Annotated in this window: 18 protein-coding genes and 1 pseudogene; 11 read left to right on the top strand and 8 right to left on the bottom strand. The window is 66.2% G+C overall.

Annotated features, from left to right (window positions below):
- Positions 1 to 148 precede the first annotated feature (148 nt).
- From ACOAPY_RS20175 to ACOAPY_RS20155, 5 genes are all read left to right on the top strand, one after another.
- A complete protein-coding gene (locus ACOAPY_RS20175) occupies positions 149 to 1,201 on the top strand; it encodes an ABC transporter ATP-binding protein (RefSeq protein ID WP_465154494.1) in 1,053 nt (350 codons plus the stop codon).
- Complete coding sequence (locus tag ACOAPY_RS20170; RefSeq protein ID WP_465154493.1) at positions 1,198 to 2,106, top strand: ABC transporter permease; 909 nt, start codon at positions 1,198 to 1,200, stop codon at positions 2,104 to 2,106. The genes ACOAPY_RS20175 and ACOAPY_RS20170 overlap by 4 nt, the downstream gene beginning before the upstream one ends.
- On the top strand, positions 2,103 to 2,891 hold the full coding sequence (locus ACOAPY_RS20165; RefSeq protein WP_021699071.1) for an ABC transporter permease: 789 nt from the start codon (positions 2,103 to 2,105) through the stop codon (positions 2,889 to 2,891). Before ACOAPY_RS20170 ends, ACOAPY_RS20165 begins: the two co-directional genes overlap by 4 nt.
- Positions 2,892 to 2,901: 10 nt before the next feature.
- Positions 2,902 to 3,945 carry an ABC transporter substrate-binding protein gene (locus ACOAPY_RS20160; protein ID WP_465154492.1) on the top strand — a complete coding sequence of 348 codons (1,044 nt, stop codon included), beginning with the start codon at positions 2,902 to 2,904 and terminating at the stop codon, positions 3,943 to 3,945.
- A gap of 143 nt (positions 3,946 to 4,088) precedes the next feature.
- Complete coding sequence (locus ACOAPY_RS20155) at positions 4,089 to 5,123, top strand: histone deacetylase family protein (RefSeq protein WP_076581263.1); 1,035 nt, start codon at positions 4,089 to 4,091, stop codon at positions 5,121 to 5,123.
- A 32-nt stretch (positions 5,124 to 5,155) separates the two neighbouring features.
- Here the strand turns inward: ACOAPY_RS20155 and ACOAPY_RS20150 are convergent, their stop codons facing one another.
- The 3 genes from ACOAPY_RS20150 to ACOAPY_RS20140 all read right to left on the bottom strand — a co-directional run bounded on the left by ACOAPY_RS20150 (position 5,156) and on the right by ACOAPY_RS20140 (position 8,368).
- Positions 5,156 to 6,079 (bottom strand): SdiA-regulated domain-containing protein, encoded by a 924-nt coding sequence (locus ACOAPY_RS20150; protein WP_465154491.1) that lies wholly within the window; start codon positions 6,077 to 6,079, stop codon positions 5,156 to 5,158.
- A 76-nt stretch (positions 6,080 to 6,155) separates the two neighbouring features.
- Positions 6,156 to 6,821: a fumarylacetoacetate hydrolase family protein gene (locus ACOAPY_RS20145; protein WP_465154490.1), complete on the bottom strand. Its 666-nt coding sequence runs from the start codon at positions 6,819 to 6,821 to the stop codon at positions 6,156 to 6,158.
- A gap of 152 nt (positions 6,822 to 6,973) precedes the next feature.
- Entirely contained in the window at positions 6,974 to 8,368 is a 1,395-nt protein-coding gene (locus tag ACOAPY_RS20140; protein ID WP_061903018.1) for an FAD-binding oxidoreductase, read from the bottom strand.
- A gap of 176 nt (positions 8,369 to 8,544) precedes the next feature.
- Between ACOAPY_RS20140 and serA the strand changes: the two are divergent.
- A pseudogene (gene serA, locus ACOAPY_RS20135) lies at positions 8,545 to 9,775 on the top strand (phosphoglycerate dehydrogenase).
- A 61-nt stretch (positions 9,776 to 9,836) separates the two neighbouring features.
- Here the strand turns inward: serA and ppx are convergent.
- Entirely contained in the window at positions 9,837 to 11,336 is a 1,500-nt protein-coding gene (ppx, locus tag ACOAPY_RS20130) for an exopolyphosphatase (protein WP_465154489.1), read from the bottom strand.
- A 215-nt stretch (positions 11,337 to 11,551) separates the two neighbouring features.
- Between ppx and trxA the strand changes: the two genes are divergently transcribed.
- The 4 genes from trxA (at position 11,552) to ACOAPY_RS20110 (ending at position 15,909) form a co-directional block, all read left to right on the top strand.
- Positions 11,552 to 11,878: a thioredoxin TrxA gene (gene trxA, locus ACOAPY_RS20125; RefSeq protein WP_076427295.1), complete on the top strand. Its 327-nt coding sequence runs from the start codon at positions 11,552 to 11,554 to the stop codon at positions 11,876 to 11,878.
- 227 nt (positions 11,879 to 12,105) lie between these two features.
- The gene (rho, locus tag ACOAPY_RS20120) at positions 12,106 to 13,365 is read left to right on the top strand and encodes a transcription termination factor Rho (RefSeq protein WP_021699062.1); all 1,260 of its coding nucleotides are present in this window, start codon (positions 12,106 to 12,108) and stop codon (positions 13,363 to 13,365) included.
- A 109-nt stretch (positions 13,366 to 13,474) separates the two neighbouring features.
- Positions 13,475 to 14,941: a 4-hydroxy-3-polyprenylbenzoate decarboxylase gene (gene ubiD, locus ACOAPY_RS20115; RefSeq protein ID WP_076581255.1), complete on the top strand. Its 1,467-nt coding sequence runs from the start codon at positions 13,475 to 13,477 to the stop codon at positions 14,939 to 14,941.
- Positions 14,941 to 15,909 (top strand): CDP-6-deoxy-delta-3,4-glucoseen reductase, encoded by a 969-nt coding sequence (locus tag ACOAPY_RS20110; protein WP_465154488.1) that lies wholly within the window; start codon positions 14,941 to 14,943, stop codon positions 15,907 to 15,909. The genes ubiD and ACOAPY_RS20110 overlap by 1 nt, the downstream gene beginning before the upstream one ends.
- 168 nt (positions 15,910 to 16,077) lie before the next feature.
- Here ACOAPY_RS20110 and ACOAPY_RS20105 read toward each other — a convergent pair whose 3' ends face one another.
- Entirely contained in the window at positions 16,078 to 17,061 is a 984-nt protein-coding gene (locus ACOAPY_RS20105; RefSeq protein ID WP_465154487.1) for an NADPH:quinone oxidoreductase family protein, read from the bottom strand.
- 149 nt (positions 17,062 to 17,210) lie between these two features.
- On the opposite strand from ACOAPY_RS20105, the gene ACOAPY_RS20100 reads away from it, so the two are divergent.
- Positions 17,211 to 17,618, top strand: coding sequence for a flagellar basal body-associated protein FliL (locus ACOAPY_RS20100; protein ID WP_021699058.1), 408 nt, complete (start codon positions 17,211 to 17,213; stop codon positions 17,616 to 17,618).
- A gap of 35 nt (positions 17,619 to 17,653) precedes the next feature.
- On the opposite strand, the gene ACOAPY_RS20095 is transcribed toward ACOAPY_RS20100, so the two are convergent.
- Genes ACOAPY_RS20095 through ACOAPY_RS20085 form a run of 3 tightly spaced genes read right to left on the bottom strand, consistent with a single transcriptional unit; the run spans position 17,654 to position 22,541 of the window.
- A complete protein-coding gene (locus ACOAPY_RS20095; RefSeq protein WP_465154486.1) occupies positions 17,654 to 18,778 on the bottom strand; it encodes an ABC transporter permease in 1,125 nt (374 codons plus the stop codon).
- Positions 18,778 to 21,480, bottom strand: coding sequence for a ribosome-associated ATPase/putative transporter RbbA (rbbA, locus tag ACOAPY_RS20090; RefSeq protein WP_465154485.1), 2,703 nt, complete (start codon positions 21,478 to 21,480; stop codon positions 18,778 to 18,780). Before rbbA ends, ACOAPY_RS20095 begins: the two co-directional genes overlap by 1 nt.
- The gene (locus ACOAPY_RS20085) at positions 21,477 to 22,541 is read right to left on the bottom strand and encodes an HlyD family secretion protein (RefSeq protein WP_465156881.1); all 1,065 of its coding nucleotides are present in this window, start codon (positions 22,539 to 22,541) and stop codon (positions 21,477 to 21,479) included. The genes rbbA and ACOAPY_RS20085 overlap by 4 nt, the downstream gene beginning before the upstream one ends.
- Positions 22,542 to 22,571 lie beyond the last annotated feature (30 nt).

Here is a 22,571-nt window from a genome sequence, read left to right as displayed (position 1 = left end):
CGCTCACAACTTGGCCACATCTATCCCCTTTTGACCGCATCTATCGTTCTGCCGCCTGTACCGCGCTGCCTAGAATCGATGCCAGAGCCCTTGGCTTCTACTGCCTCTTAATCACCAATAAAAACAATTGGTTAGGAGCTAATTGCGGATGAGCAGCGCGATCTCGATCGAAAGCCTGAGCATGGAATACGGGGCGGCCGGCAGCGGCCACCTGGCGCTGGACACTGTCTCCCTGGAGATCCGCGACAACGAATTCTTCACCCTGCTGGGCCCCTCCGGCTGCGGCAAGACCACCCTGCTGCGGCTGATCGCCGGTTTCGAGCAGCCCAGCGCCGGGGTGATCCGCCTGTACGGCGAGCCGATGCAGGACCTCCCGCCGTTCCGCCGCCCGGTCAACACCGTGTTCCAGAGTTATGCGCTGTTCCCGCACATGACAGTGGCGCAGAACATCGGCTTTGGTCTGGAGATGCAGGGCAAGCCGAAAACCGAGATCGCCGCCACGGTGGAGAAGATGCTGGCGCTGGTGAAGTTGCCGGATGTCGGCAACCGCCGCGCCGACCAGCTGTCCGGCGGCCAGCAGCAGCGCATCGCCCTGGCCCGTGCGCTGGCCAGCCGGCCGCGGGTGCTGCTGCTCGACGAGTCGCTGTCGGCACTGGACATGAAGCTGCGCAAGGACATGCAGATCGAGCTCAAGCGCCTGCAGGCCGAAACCGGCATCACCTTCATCTTCGTCACCCACGATCAGGAAGAAGCGCTGACCATGAGCGACCGCATCGCGGTGATGAGCAAGGGGCGCATCCTCCAGGTCGGCACGCCGAACGAGATCTACGAGCGCCCGCTGAACCGCACCGTGGCCGACTTCATCGGCGAGACCAATTTCCTCGAGGCCGACCCCTTCGCCGGTGGCGCGCGATTGGCCGATGGCCAGGTGCTGAGCCTGGCCGGCACGTCGGAGAGCGGGCGCATCACCCTGGCCATACGGCCCGAGCGCATTAGCCTGACTGACTCCGGCAACCTCGCTGGCGAGGTGGAAGAGGTGGTGTACATCGGCACCGACACCCTCTACCTGCTCAAGGTCGCCGGCCAGTCGGGCTTCCGCGTGCGCCAGCAGAATCGCGCTGGCAGCGGCCAGCCGTTGCCGCGCGGTGCGCAGGTGCGCCTGGACGTGCCGGCCGCCGCCATTCGGGTGCTGGGCGAATGAGCACGCCTCGGCAACTGGCCGAGCGTCGCCAGCTGCTGCGCCGCCTGGGCCTGATTGCGCCGGGCATGGCGGTGCTGGCGGTGTTCCTGGTCGCGCCGCTGGCGATCATGCTGCTGGTGTCCTTCCTGCAGCCCGGCGAGTACGGCGGGGTGAAGTGGGGGCACTACTCGCTGGAGGCATACGTCAACTTCCTCTACGAGCGCGACTTCGACGACAGCCTGGTGTTCAACACCGACTACCTTGGCATCTTCCAGCGCTCCTTCTGGCTGGCCGTGGCGACCACCGTCGGCTGCCTGTTGATCGGCTTTCCCACTGCGCTGTACCTGGCGCTGCAGAGCGAGCGCAAGCGCAACCTGCTGCTGTTTCTGGTCACCGTGCCGTTCTGGACCAACCTGCTGGTGCGGGTCTACGCCTGGATGCTGCTGCTGCGCAATGGCGGCCTGGTGGACAGCGGCCTGGGCGTGTTCGGTGTGCCCGAGGGTAGCCTCGGCCTGCTCTACAGCAACACGGCGGTGATGATCGGCCTGCTCTACAGTTTTTTGCCGTTCATGGTGCTGCCGATCTACACCAGCCTGGAGAAGCTCGACTGGCGCCTGGTCGAGGCCGCCTTCGATCTCGGCGCCAACCGCTGGCAGGCGCTGAAAAGAGTGATCCTGCCGCTGGCGCTGCCGGGCATGCTGGCCGGTGCCACGCTGGTGTTCATCCCGGCGCTGGGCAACTACATCATCCCCGAGCTGCTGGGCGGCGGTAAGGCGCTGATGATCGGCAACCTGATCCAGCTGCAGTTCGGCTCCGGGCACAACTGGCCGCTGGGCGCGGCGCTGGCCTTCTCGCTGTTCAGTCTGGTGCTGCTGGCGCTGCTGTTCAATGGCCTGCGCCAGCGTGGCCAGGAGGTGCGCGGATGAACCTGCAGGGCCCGCTGTGGCGTTTCACCGGCGTGCGCCCGGTGGCCTGGGCGTTCTTCGCCTTCCTTTACATCCCGATCATCGTGCTGGTGGCGCTGAGCTTCAACGCCGGGCAGTCGGCGACGCTGTGGCAGGGCTTCAGCTTCAAGTGGTACGGGGTGGTGGCCAATGACCCGGAGATCCTCCGCGCGGCGAAGAACTCGCTGATCATCGCGGTGTGCGCGACGCTGATTTCCACCGCCCTGGCGACCCTGGCGGCGCTGGGCATGCACGGCCGGCGCTTCCGTGGCCAGGGCGCATTGCAGGGCGTGCTCGGCCTGCCGCTGCTGGTGCCGGACATCGTCTGCGCCGTGGCCATCCTGATGTTCTTCGCCTTCATCGGCCTGAAGCTGTCGCTGCTGACCATCCTGATCGCGCACGTGGTGTTCTGCACGCCGTTCGCCTACCTGCCGATCCGCGCGCGCCTGCAGGGCATGGACCCGCGCCTGCTGGAGGCCGCTGCCGACCTGTATGCCTCGCCTTGGCGGGTGTTCTGGCGGATCAGCTTCCCGCTGCTGCTGCCGGGCATCCTCTCCGGGGCGATGCTGGCCTTCATCATTTCGATGGACGACTTCGTCATCACCTACTTTGTCGCCGGGGCCGGCTCGACCACCCTGCCGATCTACATCTTCAGCTCCATTCGTATGGGCATATCGCCGAAGATCAACGCGATTTCCTCGATCATGCTTGTGCTTTCGATCCTGTTCGTCACCCTGTCGTACTACCTCGGCCAACGCAAACGCTAGGAGCCAGACCATGTCCCGTCGTACCCCGCTCGCGCTCTCCGTTGTTCTCGCCCTCGGCCTGTCCGGCGCCGCTCAGGCCGCCGGCACGCTGAACTTCGCCAACTGGTCGGATTACTACCCGCCGGAGCTGCTGCAGAAATTCGAGAAGGACACCGGCATCAAGGCCACGCTCGATGCCTACGACTCCAACGAGACCCTGCTGGCCAAGCTCAAGGCCGGTGGCGGCAACTACGACGTGGTGGTGCCCTCGGACAGCTTCATCCAGATCATGGTCCAGGAGGACCTGCTGCAGAAGTTCGACAAGAGCAAGCTGCCGAACCTGAAGAACCTGGCGCCGACCTTCCAGAAGCTCGACTTCGACCCGGCGCACGACTACAGCGTGCCCTACCTGTGGGGCACCACCGGCTACAGCTACGACAGCGCCCAGGTGCCGGGCGGCAAGCTCGACGAGAGCTGGGGGCCGTTCTTCGCCCCGCCGGCCGAGCTGAAGGGCAAGGTGGTGGCGCTCAACTCGATGGACGACCTGTTCCCGCCGGCCGCCTTCTACCTCGGTATCGACCGCTGCACCGAAGACCCGCAGGAGGTGAAGAAGATCATGGACCTGCTGAGCCAGCAGAAGGACATGCTGGCCATGTACAACAGCGACGGCACCATTGAGCGCATGGCCGCCGGCGAAGTGGCCATGCACCAGCAGTGGAACGGCGCCTTCCACCGTGCCAAGGAGCAACGCGCCTCGCTGGTCTATGTGTATCCGAAGGAGGGCGTGTCGACCTTCATCGACAACTTCGTGATCCCCAAGGGGGCGAGCAACGTCGAGGAAGCCCACGTGTTCATCAACTGGATGATGCAGCCGGAGAACATAGCCGTCGCCTCCAACTTCGCCAAGTACAACAACGCCATTGCCGGTACCGAGCAGTTCATGGACAAGGCGCTGTTCGAGGATCCGGCAATCAACACCCCGCAGGACAAGCTGGAACGCCTGCGTTCGTTCAAACTCTGCTCGCCCAAGGCCCTGGCGCTGCGCACCAAGGTCTGGACCAAGCTGAAGAAATAACTACGTGGCACCCCTCTCCCGTTTACGGGAGGGGGCCGGGGGAGAGGGGCTGTGGCCATCCCTCTCCCTGACCCTCTCCCCGGCGGGGAGAGGGAACTTCATCCGCATCTGTCACGGACCCTAGCAAGTCCGGGGAGCCCTTCATGCTGACGATCTACAGCGACGACCATCATCTGCACCACGGTAAATACGAGCTGATCGACGGTCAGCTCACGCCCTGCTTCGAGAAGCCCAGCCGCGCCGACATGGTGCTGGCGCGGGCGCAGAAGGTGAAGCTGGGCGACGTGGTGGCGCCGCGCGAGTTCGGCCTGGCGCCGATCCTGCGGGTGCACGACGAGGGCTTCGTGCATTTCCTCAAGGACGCCTGGGCCGAGTGGCAGGCCATGGGCCGCGACTACGACATGCTGCCGTTCACCTGGCCCAACCGTCGCCTGCGCCAGACCATTCCGGACTGCATCGACGGCAAGTTCGGCTACTACAGTTTCGATGCCGGCGTGCCCATCACCGCCGGCACCTGGCAGGCGGTGAGCAGCTCGGTGAATGTCGCGCTGACCGGCCAGGCCGAGCTGGCCAAGGGCGCGCGCGGGGTGTTCTCGCTGTGCCGGCCGCCGGGCCACCATGCCGCCGCCGACTACATGGGCGGCTACTGCTACTTCAACAACGCCGCCATCGCCGCCCAGGCCATGCTCGACCAGGGCGCCAGCCGCGTGGCCATCCTCGACGTGGACTACCACCACGGTAACGGCACCCAGGACATCTTCTACGACCGCGCCGATGTGCTGTTCACGTCGATCCACGGCGACCCGCGCTTCGAGTACCCGTTCTTCCTCGGCTATGCCGACGAGAAGGGTGAGGGCGTCGGTCGCGGTTTCAACTTCAACTACCCGCTGGCCGCCGGCAGCGACTGGTCGGCCTGGAGCCTGGCGCTGGCCGCCGCCTGCCGGCAGATCGCCGCCTATGCGCCGGACGCGCTGATCGTGTCGCTGGGGGTGGACACCTTCAAGGAAGACCCGATCTCGCAGTTCAAGCTGGACAGCCCGGACTACCTGCGCATGGGCGAGGTCATCGGCGCGCTGGGGCTGCAGACCCTGTTCGTGATGGAGGGTGGCTATGCGGTGGAGGAGATCGGCATCAACGCGATCAACGTACTGCAGGGCTTCGACAGCGTCGTGCGCTGAGCAGTTGCGGGGCGGGTTTCACCCGCCCCGCATCAGCCTTGCGGTGTAGCGAACGGATCATCCTTGCGGAACACATAGAACAGGTTCGGCTCACTGACCATATAGATGGTGCCGTCCTCGTCCATGGCCACGCCTTCGGCGCGCGGGATGCGGCTTTCCAGGCCGCTCTGGCCGCCGAGCAGGCTGATGAAGCTGACCGGCTCGCCCTTTTCGTCCAGCTCCAGCAGCAGCCGCGACTGGGCGGAGAGGGCGAGGATATGACCGGTGCGCGGGTCGACGCTGAGCGCCGACAGGTTGCGCATGCCCAGGCCGTAGCTCGGTAGCGGGCGCAACTCCTGGTCGAGCAGGCGCTGGCCGTCGCTGCCCAGGCTGAACATGGCGGTAGGCGCGCGCTCCTTGCCCAGCAGCAGACGCTGCTGCGCCGGATCCCAGGCGATGCCCTCGAAACCCTTGTTGCCGGCGTCCGGGAAGCCCAGGTCGAAGGGCTTGGCGTCGGCCAGGTCGAGCTCGCGGGTCTGCGGGTCCAGCTCGAAGATCGACAGGTTGCGCTTGCGCTCGTCGGTCAGCGCGATCATGCCGTTTTCCAGCACGGCCACGCCCTCGGGGTTGGAGAAGCCCTTGAGGGCGATGCGCCGCAGCACTTCGCCGCTGCGGCTCAGCTCGACCAGCATCGGCAACTTGCCGGTAACGGTGAACAGGGTGCCAGTGAGCGGGTTGTAGGCCAGGTCCGAGGCTTCGTCGTCCTCCAGGCCGGCCAGCGGTTTGCCCTCGACGCTGGCGCGGTAGCCCGGCAACCAGATGCTGGCGGCGCGGTCGGCCAACGGCAGGTTCTGTTCCTTCAGCCACAGCAGGGTGCGGTCGTCCCAGTGCATGTAGCGCACCACGGCGGTGACGCAGGCGGCGGTGATGACCAGGGCGAGGGTGAGGCTGCGGCGGCGGGACAGGGCGAGGGACATCTGAGGGCGCTCGGGGAATTCGAGCCTCTCAGACTACGCACGACGAGTGAAAGTTCTGTGAAGAGCGCCCGCGCGCTCAGAGCACGCGGGTGCCGAAACGGCTGAGGCCGACCAGTTCGATGTCCAGTTGTTCGCCGCTGGTCAGCGGGCCGACCCCGGCCGGAGTGCCGGTGGAGACCACGTCGCCTGGCTGCAGGCTGAAATGGCCGGCGATGTGCTGGATCAGCGGGATGATCGGGTTGAGCATGTCGCGGCTGTTGCCGTCCTGGCGCAGCTGGCCGTCGATGCTCAGGCGGATGCTGATGTCGCGCACGTCTTCCACCGCGTCCGCCGCGACGAAGGGGGCCAGTACATAGGCGCCGTCAAAGCTCTTGGCCAGTTCCCAGGGCAGGCCCTTCTCCTTGAGCCTGGCCTGCACGTCGCGCAGGGTCAGGTCCAGGGCCGGGGCGAAGCCGGAGATGGCGTCGCGCACTTCCTCTTCGCTCGGCTTCTTCGACAGCGGCTTGCCAATCAGCACGGCAATTTCCGCCTCGAAGTGCACGGCACCACGCCCCTGCGGAATGACGAAGCCGTCTTCCATCGGCACGGTGCAGCTGCCGGGCTTGATGAACAGCAGCGGCTCGGTCGGGATCGGGTTGTTCAGCTCGGCGGCGTGCTCGGCATAGTTGCGCCCGACGCAGACCACCTTGCCCAGCGGGAAGTGGATCGGCGTGCCGTCGATGTACTGGTGCTGGTAGCTCATGGGCCACACTCCTCGGGTGGGATACGGGCTCCCTCTCCCTCTGGGAGAGGGGTGGGGTGAGGGGGCCGCAGGCGGCTCGGAATGGCCTGGAAATCCCTCGCCCTGCGCGGGCCGCCCCGGCCCCTCTCCCAAGGGGAGAGGGGGGCTAAGAGTCAGAGCGGGAAGATCTTGCCCGGGTTCATGATCCCGTTCGGGTCGAACACGGCCTTGATCGCTTTCATGTAGCCGATCTCGGCCTCGGAACGGCTGTAGTGCAGGTAGTCGCGCTTGGTCATGCCCACGCCGTGCTCGGCGCTGATCGAGCCGTTGTACTTCTGCACGGTCTCGAACACCCACTGGTTGACGATGGCGCACTTGGCGAAGAACTCGTCCTTGGACAGGTTCTCCGGCTTGAGGATGTTCAGGTGCAGGTTGCCGTCGCCGATATGGCCGAACCAGATCACCTCGAAGTCCGGGTAGTTGTCGCCGACGATACGGTCGATGTCGTGCAGGAAGGCCGGCACCTGGCCAACGGTGACCGAGATGTCGTTCTTGTACGGGGTCCAGTGGCTGATGGTCTCGGAGATGTACTCGCGCAGCTTCCACAGGTTCTCCAGCTGTTGCTGGCTCTGGCTCATCACGCCGTCCAGCACCCAGCCCTGCTCGACGCAGTGCTCGAAGGTCTCCAGGGCCTGGTTGGCCACTTCCTCGGTGCTCGCCTCGAACTCCAGCAGCGCGTAGAACGGGCAATCGGTGTCGAAGGCCGGCGGCACGTCGCCACGGGCCAGGATCTTGGCCAGGGCCTTGTCGGAGAAGAACTCGAAGGCGGTCAGGTCCAGCTTGCCCTGGAAGGCGTGCAGTACCGGCATGATCGAGTCGAAGTCCGGGGTGCCGAGGACCATCGCGGTGAGGTTCTTCGGCGCGCGCTCCAGGCGCATGGTCGCTTCCACGACGAAGCCGAGCGTACCCTCGGCGCCGATGAACAGCTGGCGCATGTCATAGCCGGTGGCGTTCTTGATCAGGTCACGGTTCAGCTCCAGCAGCTCGCCGGTGCCGGTGACCACTTTCAGGCCGGCCACCCAGTTGCGGGTCATGCCGTAGCGGATCACCTTGATGCCGCCGGCATTGGTGCCGATGTTGCCGCCCAGCTGGCTGGAGCCCGAGGAGGCGAAGTCCACCGGGTAGTACAGGCCCTTGTCCTCGGCGTATTGCTGCAGCTGCTTGGTCACCACGCCCGGCTGGCACACCACGGTGCGGTCGTACTCGTTGAAGGCGAGGATCTGGTTCATGTAGTCGAACGCCACCACCACCTCGCCGTTGGCCGCCACGGCGGCGGCGGACAGGCCGGTACGGCCGCCGGAGGGCACTAGAGCGATCTTGTGCTGGTTGGCCCAGCGCACGATGGCCTGCACCTGCTCGATGGTCTTGGGGAAGACGATGGCGGTCGGTGCCGGGGCGAAGTGCTTGGTCCAATCCTTGCCGTAGGCGTTGAGAGAATCGGCGTCGGTCAGCACCTTGCCGGGCTCTACCAGGGTCTTCAGCTCGTCGATCAGCGCAGGATTGGTCATCTGGGAACTCTCAAACGATTCATGGTCACCCTGAGAACGCTTCATCGGTCAGGGGTGGGCGTTTCGCGGGGTGCATATGCTAGCATACGCACCCCGTCAATCGTGCCCCCGCGCCGATCCACGGGGTCGGCCCCGGCCGATTTCCTGACACTTTTTGTGGGACCACAGGTACTCCGATGAGCAAGACCTCTCTCGACAAGAGCAAGATCAAGTTCCTTCTGCTGGAAGGCGTGCACCAGAACGCCGTCGACACCCTGAAGGCCGCTGGCTACACCAACATCGAGTACCTCAAGGGCGCCCTGTCCGACGACGAGCTGAAGGCCAAGATCGCCGATGCCCACTTCGTTGGCATTCGTTCGCGTACCCAGCTGACCGCCGAGGTGTTCGACTGCGCCAAGAAGCTGGTCGCCGTCGGCTGCTTCTGCATCGGCACCAACCAGGTCGACCTGGACGCCGCTCGTGAGCGCGGTATCGCCGTGTTCAACGCCCCCTACTCCAACACCCGCTCGGTGGCCGAGCTGGTGCTGGCCCGAGGCCATCCTGCTGCTGCGCGGCATCCCGGAGAAAAACGCCTCCTGCCACCGCGGCGGCTGGATCAAGTCGGCGGCCAATTCCTTCGAGATCCGTGGCAAGAAGCTCGGTATCGTCGGCTACGGCTCGATCGGCACTCAGCTCTCGGTGCTGGCCGAAGCCCTGGGCATGCAGGTGTTCTTCTACGACACCGTGACCAAGCTGCCGCTGGGCAACGCCACGCAGATCGGCAACCTGCACGAGCTGCTGGGCCTGTGCGACATCGTGTCGCTGCACGTGCCGGAGCTGCCGTCCACCCAGTGGATGATCGGTGAGAAGGAAATCCGCGCCATGAAGAAGGGCGGCATCCTGATCAACGCCGCCCGTGGCACCGTGGTCGAGCTGGATCACCTGGCAGCCGCGATCAAGGACGAGCACCTGATCGGCGCTGCCATCGACGTGTTCCCGGTCGAGCCGAAGTCCAACGACGAAGAGTTCGAAAGCCCGCTGCGTGGCCTGGATCGCGTGATCCTGACCCCGCACATCGGTGGTTCGACTGCAGAGGCGCAGGCCAACATTGGCCTGGAAGTGGCCGAGAAGCTGGTCAAGTACAGCGACAACGGCACCTCGGTATCTTCCGTGAACTTCCCGGAAGTCGCCCTGCCGGCGCACCCGGGCAAGCATCGCCTGCTGCATATCCACCAGAACGTGCCGGGCGTGATGAGCGAGATCAACAAGGTGTTTGCCGACAACGGCATCAACATCTCCGGCCAGTTCCTGCAGACCAACGACAAGGTCGGCTACGTGGTGATCGACGTCGACGCCGAGTACTCCGACCTGGCGCTGGAGAAGCTGCAGCACGTGACCGGCACCATCCGCAGCCGCGTTCTGTTCTAAGAGCGCTGCACGGCAACGAAAAGGGAGGCCTAGGCCTCCCTTTTTTGTGTCCGCAGAATCTTCAGCGCACGCTGAGCACGAAGTTGATGCGGGTCAGCCACTCGGCTTCCTGCTCGAAGTCGGCCTGGGTCAGCGGGTTGGCGGCCAGCCAGCCTTCCGGGAAGGTCAGGTCGAGGCTCTGCGGGCCGGCCTTGAGCTGCACCTTGGGCATTTCCTGGGTACCGCGGATGTGGTGGAACAGGATGGCGAAGCGCAGCAGTACGCACAGGCGCAGCAGCTGCACGCCGTCGTCGCCGAACTCGGCGAAGCGGTCCTTGGGGATGTTGCGGCGGTGGCCGCGCACCAGCAGGGCCAGCATCAGCTGGTCACGGCGGGAGAAGCCGGACAGGTCCGAGTGCTCGATCAGGTAGGCGCCATGTTTGTGGTACTGGTAGTGGGCGATGTCCAGGCCGATCTCGTGTACCCGCGCGCCCCACTGCAGCAGGTCGCGGTGCCAGTCCTGGTCCAGTTGCCAGGCCTCGGCGACTTTTTCCAGGGCCTGCAACGCCTTGGCCTCGACCCGCGCGGCCTGCTGCAGGTCGACGTGGTAGCGCTCCATCAGCGCGCCCAGGGTGCGTTCGCGCACGTCCTCGTGATGGTGGCGGCCGAGCAGGTCGTAGAGCACACCTTCGCGCAGCGCGCCTTCGGAATGATCCATGCGCTGCAGGTCGAGGGCGTCGAAGATGGCCTCGGCGATGGCCAGGCCGGCCGGGAAGATCTGCCGACGGTCGGGCTTGATGCCCTCGATCTCCAGCTTGTCCACCTCGCCCAGCTTGAACACCTTGCGCTTCAGCCACGCCAGGCCCTCGGGGTTGATCTCGCCGTTGCCCAGGCCGCCGGCCTTGATCGCCAGGCCCACGGCGCGAATGGTCCCGGAGGCGCCGACCGACTCCTGCCAGCCCAGGCGCTGCAGGCCCTGCTCGATGTTCATCAGTTCCAGGCGCGCGGCGGTGTAGGCCTGGGCGTAGCGCGCCGGGGTGACCTTGCCGTCACGGAAGTAGCGCTGGGTGAAGCTGACGCAGCCCATCTGCAGGCTCTCGCGCAGCAGCGGCTCGAAGCGCTGGCCGACAATGAACTCGGTACTGCCGCCGCCGATGTCGACGACCAGGCGCTTGCCGGGGGTGTCGGCGATGCTGTGCGACACACCCAGGTAGATCAGGCGCGCTTCCTCACGACCGGAGATGACTTCCACCTGGTGGCCGAGCAGCTCGTTGGCGCGGCGGATGAACTCGGCGCGGTTGCGCGCCTCGCGCAGGGCGTTGGTGCCGACGATGCGCACGGCACCCTGCGGCAAGCCCTGAATCAGCTGGCCAAAGCGACGCAGGCAGTCCAGGCCGCGCTGCATGGCCTCTTCGCTGAGCTGGCGCTCCTCATCCAGGCCCGCAGCCAGCTGAACTTTCTCGCCGAGCCGCTCGAGGATGCGGATTTCGCCGTGATCGGCCTTGGCCAGCACCATGTGGAAGCTGTTGGAGCCCAGGTCGATGGCGGCGATCAGGGGAAACTCTTTGGCGGTAGTGGGCATGCAATAGGGTCCCTTGGCAAAACGTCGGCCCTCTCTCTGCGCGAGCGGCCACCTCAATGTTTGCATGTTAACCGGCGATGGCCGGCTTGCCGTAGTCTTTCATCGGCACTATCAAAAGCATTGATAGTCAAGCTCAATGGACAGCGGCTTTCAGCATGGACGGATGCGGGCTATGATGGCGCCACTTTTTTGCTTCCGAGTCACGGAGACTGTACATGAGCGACTTCATCACCAACGTCAGCGATGCCAGCTTCGAAGCCGACGTGATCAAGGCCGAAGGCCCGGTTCTGGTCGACTACTGGGCCGAATGGTGCGGTCCGTGCAAGATGATCGCCCCGGTACTGGACGAGATTGCCCAGACCTATGCCGGCAAGCTGAAGGTCTGCAAGCTGAACATCGACGAGAACCAGGAAACCCCGCCGAAGTACGGCGTGCGTGGCATTCCGACCCTGATGCTGTTCAAGAACGGCAACGTCGAGGCCACCAAGGTCGGCGCCCTGTCCAAGTCGCAGCTGGCGGCCTTCCTCGACGCCAACATCTAAGCGTCACGCAAAAAGCCCCGCACAGTGCGGGGCTTTTTTCTGGGCGCAGGCTGGACGTCGCGCCAAACCCGGTGTTACATTCGGGCCTGCAGCGGGTTCCCCGTTGCCCCTCAAGCCGTCGCCGACGCACCCTCCCCGATAATATCGAGCGATCCAGTCGCCTTCTCCGCGGCGCGGCCTGTAAAGCCCAGTGCTTTCCTTCCCTTCCTCATGATCATGTCATTCCTATGAATCTGACCGAACTCAAGCAAAAGCCGATTGCCGAACTGCTGGACATGGCCGACCAGGCTGGTCTGGAAAACATGGCCCGTTCGCGCAAGCAGGACATCATCTTCGCCCTGCTGAAAAAGCACGCGAAAAGCGGCGAAGAGATCTCCGGCGACGGCGTGCTGGAGATTCTCCAGGACGGCTTCGGCTTCCTGCGCAGCGCGGACTCCTCCTACTTGGCCGGCCCGGACGACATCTACGTCTCGCCCAGCCAGATCCGCCGCTTCAACCTGCGTACCGGTGACACCATCGTCGGCAAGATCCGCCCGCCGAAAGAAGGCGAGCGTTACTTCGCCCTGCTCAAGGTCGACACGATCAACTTCGACCGCCCGGAAAACGCCAAGAACAAGATCCTGTTCGAGAACCTGACGCCGCTGTTCCCGACCAAGCGCCTGGTCATGGAAGCCGGCAACGGCTCCACCGAGGACATTACCGGCCGCGTGATCGACCTCTGCGCGCCGATCGGCAAGGGCCAGCGCGGCCTGATCGTCGCTCCGCCGAAAGCGGGCAAGACCATCATGCTGCAGAACATCGCGGCCAACATCACCCGCAACAACCCCGAGTGCTACCTGATCGTCCTGCTGATCGACGAGCGCCCGGAAGAAGTGACCGAGATGCAGCGCACCGTGCGCGGCGAAGTGGTGGCTTCCACCTTCGACGAGCCGCCGACCCGCCACGTGCAGGTCGCCGAGATGGTGATCGAGAAGGCCAAGCGCCTGGTCGAGCACAAGAAGGACGTGGTCATCCTGCTCGACTCCATCACCCGTCTGGCGCGTGCCTACAACACCGTGATCCCGAGCTCCGGCAAGGTGCTCACCGGTGGTGTCGACGCCCACGCCCTGGAGAAGCCCAAGCGCTTCTTCGGCGCCGCCCGTAACATCGAGGAAGGCGGCTCGCTGACCATCATCGCCACCGCGCTGGTCGAGACCGGCTCGAAGATGGACGAGGTGATCTACGAGGAGTTCAAGGGTACCGGCAACATGGAGCTGCCGCTGGACCGCCGCATCGCCGAGAAGCGTGTGTTCCCGGCCATCAACATCAACAAGTCGGGCACCCGTCGCGAAGAGCTGCTGACCGGCGAGGAAGAGCTGCAGCGCATGTGGATCCTGCGCAAGCTGCTGCACCCGATGGACGAGATTGCCGCCATCGAGTTCCTCATCGACAAGCTGAAGGCGACCAAGACCAACGATGAATTCTTCCTGTCGATGAAGCGGAAGTAATCCAGACGTTGCCACAAAGGCCGGGGAAACCCGGCCTTTGCGTTTCTGCGGCCTTCTGAATAACCGAGTTCGGCGCTAAACTTTGCGCCCCGACCTGTGAGGCCCAAGCATGCAGTACCGCGATCTGCGCGACTTCATCCGCGAGCTGGAAAAGCGCGGCGAACTCAAGCGCATCCAGACCCCGGTTTCTCCCGTGCTGGAGATGACCGAAATCTGCGACCGCACCCTGCGCAAGGGCGGCCCGGCGCTGTTGTTCGAGCAGCCGACCGGCTTCGCCGTGCCGGTGCTCGGCAACCTGTTCGGCACCCCGAAGCGCGTGGCGCTGGGCATGGGCGCCGAGGATGTCGGCGAGCTGCGCGAGATCGGCAAGCTGCTGGCCTTCCTCAAGGAGCCCGAGCCGCCCAAGGGCCTCAAGGATGCCTGGAGCAAGCTGCCGATCTTCAAGAAGGTCATCAGCATGGCGCCCAAGGTCCTCAAGGACGCGCCCTGCCACGAGGTGATCGAGGAGGGCGAAGCGGTCGATCTGACCCGGCTGCCGATCCAGCACTGCTGGCCGGGCGACGCCGCGCCGCTGATCACCTGGGGCCTGACCATCACCAAGGGGCCGAACAAGGAACGGCAGAACCTTGGCATCTACCGCCAGCAGGTGATCGGCCGCAACAAGGTGATCATGCGCTGGCTTAGTCACCGTGGAGGTGCGCTGGATTTCCGCGAGTGGTGCCTGAAGCACCCGGACAAGCCCTACCCGGTGTGCGTGGCCCTGGGCGCCGATCCGGCGACCATCCTCGGCGCGGTGACGCCGGTGCCGGACACCCTCTCCGAGTACGCCTTCGCCGGCTTGCTGCGTGGCCACCGTACCGAACTGGTCAAGGCCATCGGCTCCGACCTGCAGGTGCCTGCCAGTGCCGAGATCGTCCTCGAAGGCGTGATCCATCCGGGCGAGACTGCACCGGAAGGGCCCTACGGCGACCACACCGGCTACTACAACGAGGTCGACACCTTCCCGGTGTTCACCGTCGAGCGCATCACCCGTCGGCGCGATCCGATCTACCACAGCACCTACACCGGGCGGCCGCCGGATGAGCCGGCGATCCTCGGCGTGGCGCTGAACGAGGTGTTCGTACCGATCCTGCAGAAGCAGTTCCCGGAGATCACCGACTTCTACCTGCCGCCGGAAGGCTGTTCGTACCGCATGGCGGTGGTGACCATGAAGAAGCAGTACCCCGGCCATGCCAAGCGGGTGATGCTCGGCGTCTGGTCGTTCCTGCGCCAGTTCATGTACACCAAGTTCGTCATCGTCACTGACGACGACATCAACGCCCGTGACTGGAACGACGTGATCTGGGCCATCACCACGCGCATGGACCCCAAGCGCGATACGGTGATGATCGACAACACGCCGATCGACTACCTCGACTTCGCCTCGCCGGTATCCGGCCTGGGCAGCAAGATGGGCCTGGACGCCACCCACAAGTGGCCGGGCGAGACCAGCCGCGAATGGGGCCGGGTGATCGAGCGCGACGAGGCGGTGGTCAAGCGCGTGGATGAGCTGTGGGCGAGCCTCGGTATCGACTGATGAAAGTCACCCTGCAACCCTCCGGCGCGGTACTTGAGCTCCAGCCTGGCGAGCGCATTCTCGACGGCGCCCGGCGCCTCGGTTACGACTGTCCGCAGAGCTGCCGCAACGGCAATTGCCATATCTGCGCCGCGCTGCTGGTCGAGGGCCGGGTGCGCCAGGCCGGCGCCGAGCTGGATCAAGGCGAGTTGTTCACCTGCCTGGCCGAGCCGCTGGAGGATTGCGTGCTGCACTGGGACGGCGTGCTCGCCCCCGGCGAGCTGCCGGTGCGCACCTTCGGCTGTCAGGTGCTGGAACTGAGCGAGGTTGGTGGCGATGTCTGTCGCGTGGTGCTGCGCGCGCCGGCCGGCAAGACGCCGCGCTACCACGCCGGGCAGTATCTGCTGTTGCAGCGCGACGACGGCGAGTGGTCGGCCTTCTCCCTGGCCTCCGCGCCGCATGCCGGACGTGACCTGGAACTGCATATCCTCACCCGCGAGGAGAGCAGCCGGCAGATCATCGCGCAGTTGCGCCGCACGCGCCTGGCGCGGGTGCAGATGCCGTTCGGCGACACCCACCTGGCCGAGCTGCCGGCCGGGCCGCTGGTGCTGATCGCTGCCGGTACCGGCATGGCGCAGATGCACAGCCTGATCGAGCACTGCCGCGCCGCGGGTTTCAGCCACCCGGTTCACCTGTACTGGGGCGTGCGTCATCCCGACGACTTCTACCAGCTGCCGCATTGGCAGGACTGGGAGCGGCAGGCGGGATTGCAGCTGCACCGCGTGGTCAGTGAGGCCGCTGCCTGGGGCGGCCGCTGCGGCCTGCTGCACGAGGCGGTGTGCGAGGACTTCCCCGACCTCAAGGCGCTGCACGTATACGCCAGCGGCTCGCCGGCGATGGTCTACGGCACCCTGGATGCGCTGGTGGAAGCGGGCATGGACCCGCACCAGATGCGCGCCGACGTGTTTGCCTACGCACCGCGCGAGTGATCGCCCGGAAATAAGAAAGCCGCCCGAGGGCGGCTTTTTCGTTCATCCGCTAGGCTGAGTCAGCGGGAGAAGGGGCGGGGGTGAGGGCACCAGGGCCGACTCCGAGTCGCCTGTAACACCCTCACCCGCCCTGTCGGGCACCCTCTCCCAGGGGGAGAGGGATTTGCGTCACGCCTTTACTTGGACCACCACCTTGCCCACGGCCTTGCGCTGGCCCAGTGCGTCGATGGCCTCGCCGCCACGTGCCAGCGGGAAGGTCTGCGACACCAGCGGCTTGAGCTTGCCCTCGGCATGCCAGGCGAACAGCTGCTGGAAGTTGGCGGCGTTGTCCTGCGGCTGGCGCTGGGCGAAGGAACCCCAGAACACCCCGACCAGCGCCGCGCCCTTGAGCAGCGGCAGGTTGGCCGGCAGGGCCGGAATGCCGCCGCCGGCGGCGAAGCCGACCACCAGGAAGCGTCCGTTCCAGGCGATGGAGCGGAAGGCCTCTTCGAACAGTTCGCCGCCCACCGGGTCGTAGATCACGTCGACGCCCTGGCCGCCGGTGAGCTTCTTCACCTCGTCCTTGAGGCTCTGCTCGCTGTAGTTGATCAGGTGATCGGCGCCGGCGTTGCGCGCCACTTCCAGCTTCTCGGCGGTGCTCGCCGCGGCGATCACCTTGGCGCCCATGGCCTTGCCGATCTCCACCGCCGCCAGGCCGACACCGCCGGAGGCACCGAGCACCAGCAGGGTCTCGCCCGGCTGCAGGTTGGCGCGCTGCTTCAGCGCATGCATCGAGGTGCCGTAGGTCATGCCGAAGGCGGCGGCGGTGGTGAGGTCCATGCTCTTGGGCACCGGCAGCACGTTGTAGCCGGGCACCGCCACTTCCTCGGCGAAGCCGCCCCAGCCGGTCAGTGCCATGACCCGGTCGCCGGCCCGCAGGTGGCTGATCTTCTCGCCGACCGACTTGACCACGCCGGCCGCCTCGCCACCCGGAGCGAAGGGGAAGGGCGGTTTGAACTGGTACTTGCCCTCGATGATCAGGGTATCGGGGAAGTTGACCCCGGCAGCGTGTACCTCGATCAGCACCTCGTTCTTCTTCGGTTCCGGGCTGGGCAGGTCTTCCAGGACCAGGCTGGAGGCCGGGCCGAAGGCTTTGCAGAGCAGGGCTTTCATCGCGCTTTCCTCGCGTTCGTGATTGCCGGCAGTGTAGGAGGCACACCCGGCGGGTCAACGAGCATGGTCGCACCTGATGGCGCACCATAAGCTTGGGCGCGCGGCCGGCTATGGCTATGCTAGGCGCAATTCGCACCGAGGAACGTCCCGTGAAGAAAAGCATCGCCCTGCTGTTTGCCCTGCTCCTGCCCTGTGTTGCCCTGGCCAGCGGCGGTGGCGAGGAAGAAAAAGCCGAGCCCAAAGTGGCCTACTACAGCCTGGTGCCGGCCCTGGTCGGCAACTTTGGCGCCGGGCCCAAGCTGAAGTTCTACAAGGCTGACATCGCCCTGCGCGTGACCGGAACCGAAGCGGAGGAGAAGGTCGAGCACCACGAACCGCTGATCCGCAACCAGCTGGTGATGCTGTTCTCCCAGCAGAGCGACGCCAGCATGGCCGACGAGGCGGCGAAGGAGAAGCTGCGCCAGGAAGCGCTGAAGCAGGTGCAGGATGTGCTCACCCAGGAAGAGGGCAAGCCCATCGTCGAGGACCTGTTATTCAACAATCTGATCATCCAGTAACGCGGGCACAGCCCGCGTCCGCTTCGCCAGCGGGGCTAGGCCATCTGCGCCAGGGTCTTGCGAAAGCGCGTCAGCGCCGCGATGAAGAACAGCGTGCCGATGCCGGCGATGGCCAGCAGCTGCGGCCAGACGATGGACAGCCCGGCGCCGCGGTAGAGAATGGCCTGGGCCAGATCGACAAAGTGGGTGGTCGGTGCCGCCAGCATGATCTGCTGTACCAGCTCCGGCATGCTTTCGCGCGGTGTGGTGCCGCCGGAAAGGATCTGTAGCGGCAGTAGCACCAGGATGATCAGCAGGCCCAGCTGCGGCATCGAGCGCGCCACGGTGCCGAAGAAGATGCCCATCGAGGTGGTGGCGAACAGGTGCAGCGCCGCGCCGCCGAGGAACAGCGCCAGCGAGCCTTCGATCGGCACCTGCAGCCAGCCCTGTACCACCAGCAGCAGCGACAGTGCTGCCGCCGTCAGCACCACCAATCCCATCGACCAGACCTTGGCCAGCATGATCTCCAGCGGCGTCACCGGCATCACCAGCAGGTGCTCCACGGTGCCGTGTTCGCGCTCACGGATCAGCGCGGCGCCGGTGAGGATGATCGACAGCATGGTGATCTGGTTGATCACCTCCATCACCGAGCCGAACCAGCTGCGCGTCAGGTTCGGGTTGAACTGCACGCGCACCGCCAGCTCCACCGCTTGCGGCAGTTCGCCACGGTAGTGGCGGACGAACTCGGCCACCTCGCTGGCGCCGATGCTCTGGATATAGCCGGCGCCGGTGAAGGCCATGCTCACCTGGGTGGCATCGACGTTGAGCTGGATCGCCGGGCTGCGCCCGGCCAGTACGTCGCGCTGGAAGTTCGGCGGGATATTCAGGGTGAAGGTGTAGCGCCCGGAGTCCATGCCCTGGTCCATCTGGCCCAGGTCGATGCGTTCCGGGGTGCGGAAGTAGGGCGCCTGGAAGGCCTGGACCAGGCGCTCGGAGAGCTGCGACTGGTCTTCGTCGACCACGGCGATGGCGGCGTTGTGCAGGCTCTCCGGCATGCTGGTGGCCGAAGAGTACACGCCCAGGCTGAAGGCCCAGAGGATCAGCAGCACCAGCGCCAGGTCATGCTGCAGGCTGCGCAGTTCCTTGATGCCGAGGTGGAGGATGTTGGCCAGGCGTTCCATCACACCTCCTGTTTGCGCAGCAGGCTGGCGCTGAGCAGGGTGAGCAGCGGCACGGTCAGCGCCAGGGCGACGAAATAGCCGAGCAGGTCGTGCAGCTCCAGTGCCTTGGAGAACACCCCGCGGCTGATCACCAGGAACTGCGAGGTCGGGTACAGCTGGCCGACCAGGGCACCGAAGCCTTCCAGCGAGGCGACCGGGTAGATCAGCCCGGAGAACTGGATGGCTGGCAGCAGGGTGGCGATGGCGGTGCCGAACACGGCGGCGATCTGGCTGTTGGTGAAGGTCGACATCAGCAGCCCCAGGCCGGTGGCGCAGGCGACATAGAGCAGCGCGCCGAGGCCGAGGGTGAACGCGCTGCCTTTCAGCGGCACGTCGAACACCGTCACCGCCAGCAGCACCAGCAGGGCGCAGTTGAACAGGCCGAGGGCGATGTAGGGCAGCTGCTTGCCGATGAGGAATTCCAGGCGCGTGACCGGGGTGACGTAGAGGTTGATGATCGAGCCCAGCTCCTTCTCGCGCACCACGCCGAGGGCCGTGAGCATGGCCGGGATCAGCATCAGCAGCAGCGGGATCACCGCCGGCACCATGGCCTTGAGGCTCTCCACGTCCGGGTTGTAGCGGTAGCGCACCTCCAGGCCAGCGGCGCTGGCGGCCAGCGGCTGCGGCGAGCGCCGCGCCAGCTCGGCCAGGTAGTGCTGGTGCAGGCCGGCGACGTAGCCCTTGATGGTCTCGGCACGGGTCGGCATGGCGCCGTCGATCCACATGCCGATCTGCGGGCTGGCGCCGCGCTTGAGGTCGCGGCCGAAGTGGGGCGGGATCTCCACGGCCAGGCTGATGTCGCCATTGCGCAGGCGCCGCTCCAGGTCGGCGTAGTCGCGCAGCGCCGGCTTCTCCAGGAAGTAGCGCGAGCCGGAGAGGTTGCGGTGGTACTCCTGGCTGGTGGTGGTCTGGTCGCGGTCGAGCACGGCGAAGGTCAGGTCCTCGACATCCAGGCTGATGCCGTAGCCGATGATGAACAGCAGCAATACCGTGCCGAGCAGGGCCATGCCGCCGCGGATCGGGTCGCGACGCAGCTCCAGCGCCTCGCGGCGGGCGTAGCTGAACAGGCGGCGCAGGCTGAAGCGCTGGCGCTGCGGCGGCGCCTGTTCCAGCGGCGGCGCGGCGTTTGCCGGTTGCTCGCCGACCGCCTCCTGCAGGTAGGCGATGAAGGTCGCTTCCAGGCTGTCCAGGCCGCGCTTGGCCATCAGCCCCTGCGGCGTGTCGCTGTCCAGCACCTTGCCGGCGTGCATCAGCGAGATGCGGTCGCAGCGCTGCGCCTCGTTCATGAAGTGGGTGGAGATGAAGATGGTCACGCCGTCCTGGCGCGACAGGTCGAGCATCAGCTGCCAGAAACCGTCGCGCGCCACCGGATCGACGCCCGAGGTGGGCTCGTCGAGGATCAGGATCTCCGGCTGGTGGATCACCGCCACAGCCAGCGACAGGCGTTGGCGAATACCCAGCGGCAGGCGCTCGGGGAGCATGTCCATGACTGCGCCGAGGTCGAAGCGGCGCGCCATCGCGGCGACGCGATCGTCGATCTGTGCGGCCGGCACATGGAACAGGCGGGCGTGCAGTTCCAGGTTTTGCCTTACCGTCAGCTCGCTGTAGAGAGAGAAGGCCTGTGACATGTAGCCGACCCGCCGGCGCGTGGCCATGTCGCGCGGGTCCACCGTCTGGCCGAACAGCAGGGCTTCGCCGGAGCTGGCCGGCAGCAGGCCGGTGAGCATCTTCATGGTGGTGCTCTTGCCGCAGCCGTTGGAGCCGAGGAAGCCGAAGATCTCGCCACGACGGATGCGGAACGACACTGCGTCGACCGCGACGAAGTCGCCGAAGCGCATGGTCAGGCCCTTGGCCTCGATGGCGATCTCGCTGTTGTCCTGCAGGGGCTGGATCACCACCTCGCGGTGGCCGCGGCGCTTTTCCTCCGGCAGCAGGGCAATGAAGGCCTGCTCCAGGCTGGCGCAGCCGGTGCGCGTGCGCAGCTCCGCCGGGCTGCCCTCGGCCAGTACGCGGCCGGCGTCCATTGCCACCAGGTGGTCGAAGCGCTCGGCTTCCTCCATGTACGCGGTGGCCACCAGCACGCTCATCTGCGGGCGCTGCGCGCGGATACGCGCGATCAGCTCCCAGAACTGGTTGCGTGACAGCGGGTCGACGCCGGTGGTCGGCTCGTCGAGGATCAGCAGGTCAGGGTCATGGATCAGCGCGCAGCACAGCCCGAGTTTCTGCTTCATGCCGCCGGACAGCTTGCCCGCCGGGCGTTCGCGGAACGCCGACAGGCCGGTGCTGCGCAGCAGGTCGTCGATGCGGCGCTCGCGTTCGGCGGCGTCCTGGCCGAACAGGCGGCCGAAGAAGTCGAGGTTCTCGAACACCGACAGCGTGGGGTAGAGGTTCTTGCCCAGGCCCTGCGGCATGTAGGCGATATGCGGGCAGACGCGGCGGCGGTGGCGCGCGTCGGCCATATCGCCGTCGAGTACCTCGACGCTGCCGGCCTGGAGCCGCCGCGCCCCGGCGATCAGCGCCAGCAGGCTGGACTTGCCGACGCCGTCCGGGCCGATCAGGCCGACCATGCGCTGCGCCGGCAGCTCCAGGTCGATGGCCTCGAGGGCGCGGGTTGCGCCATAGCGCAGGCCGACGCCGCTGAGGCGGGCGACCGCCGGGTTCATTGCGGAACCTTGATCGCCAGGTGTGCCGGCCACTCGGCCTCGGGATCAAGGCGCAGGTAGGCCATGCCGGGCACGCCGGTCTTCACCTGCTGCAGGTGCTTGCTCAGCAGCTCTGGATCGATGCGCGCCTTGACCCGGAACATCAGCTTCTCGCGCTCGCTCGCGGTTTCCACGGTCTTCGGGGTGAACTGGGCGACGCTGGCCACGTAGCTGACCTTAGCGGAAATCACGTACTGCGGCGCGGCATCGATCACCAGGCGCACTTCGCTGCCGAGGGCGACACGGCCGGCCTGGCGTTCGGGCAGGAAGAAGGTCATGTAGACGTCGGTGAGGTCGACCAGGTTGAGCACCTTGCCGCCGGCGCCGAGCACTTCGCCCGGCTGGGTTACGCGGTACTGCACGCGCCCGGCGCGCGGCGCCTTGAGCTGACTGTCGTCGATGTCCGCCTGCAGGCGCGCGACCATGGCGCGTGCCGCTTCGCTGGCGGACTGCGCCTCGATCGCCTGCGACTGCGCGGCGGCGATGCCGGCCGCGGCCGAGCTGACCTGGGCGCGCGCTGCCGCCAGCGCGGCCTCGGCGCTCTGCAGGCGGGCCAGGTCGTCGTCCAGCTGCTGCTGGGCCATGGCGTTGCGCTCGACCAGCTTGGCACTGCGGGTGTGGCGCTTGCGGGCGGCCTCCAGTTCGGCCTGGCGCTGGCGCACCACGGCCTCGGCGGCGAGTTTCTCGCTCTCGCGCAGGGTGATCTGGCTGGCCGCGGTGACTTCGCCATTCTCGGCCTGCTTGAGCTGGGCGCGGGCCTGGGCCAGCTGGGCGTCGAGTACCTGGGTGTCCATCTGCGCGAGCAGCTGGCCGGGCTGGACAAAGTCGCCCTCGTCCACGGCGATGCTGGCGATGCGCCCGGCCAGCTTGGTGGCGACATCCACCTCGGTGGCTTCGATACGCCCGTTGCCGCTGGCGAAGCCTTCGCCTAGCTCGTCCGGGCGCAGCTGCCACCAGGCGGCCGCCGCCAGCAGGGCAAGGCCGGCGGCGATCAGGTAGGGCAGGGGGCGTTGCGCGTTCATCATCAGGGCTTCCCTTCAGCGGCCCCCTTC

It is taken from the genome of Pseudomonas stagnisoli, from assembly GCF_048595745.1.
Lineage (GTDB): Bacteria > Pseudomonadota > Gammaproteobacteria > Pseudomonadales > Pseudomonadaceae > Aquipseudomonas > Aquipseudomonas alcaligenes_A.
This window is presented reverse-complemented; position numbering and strand designations above follow the sequence as displayed.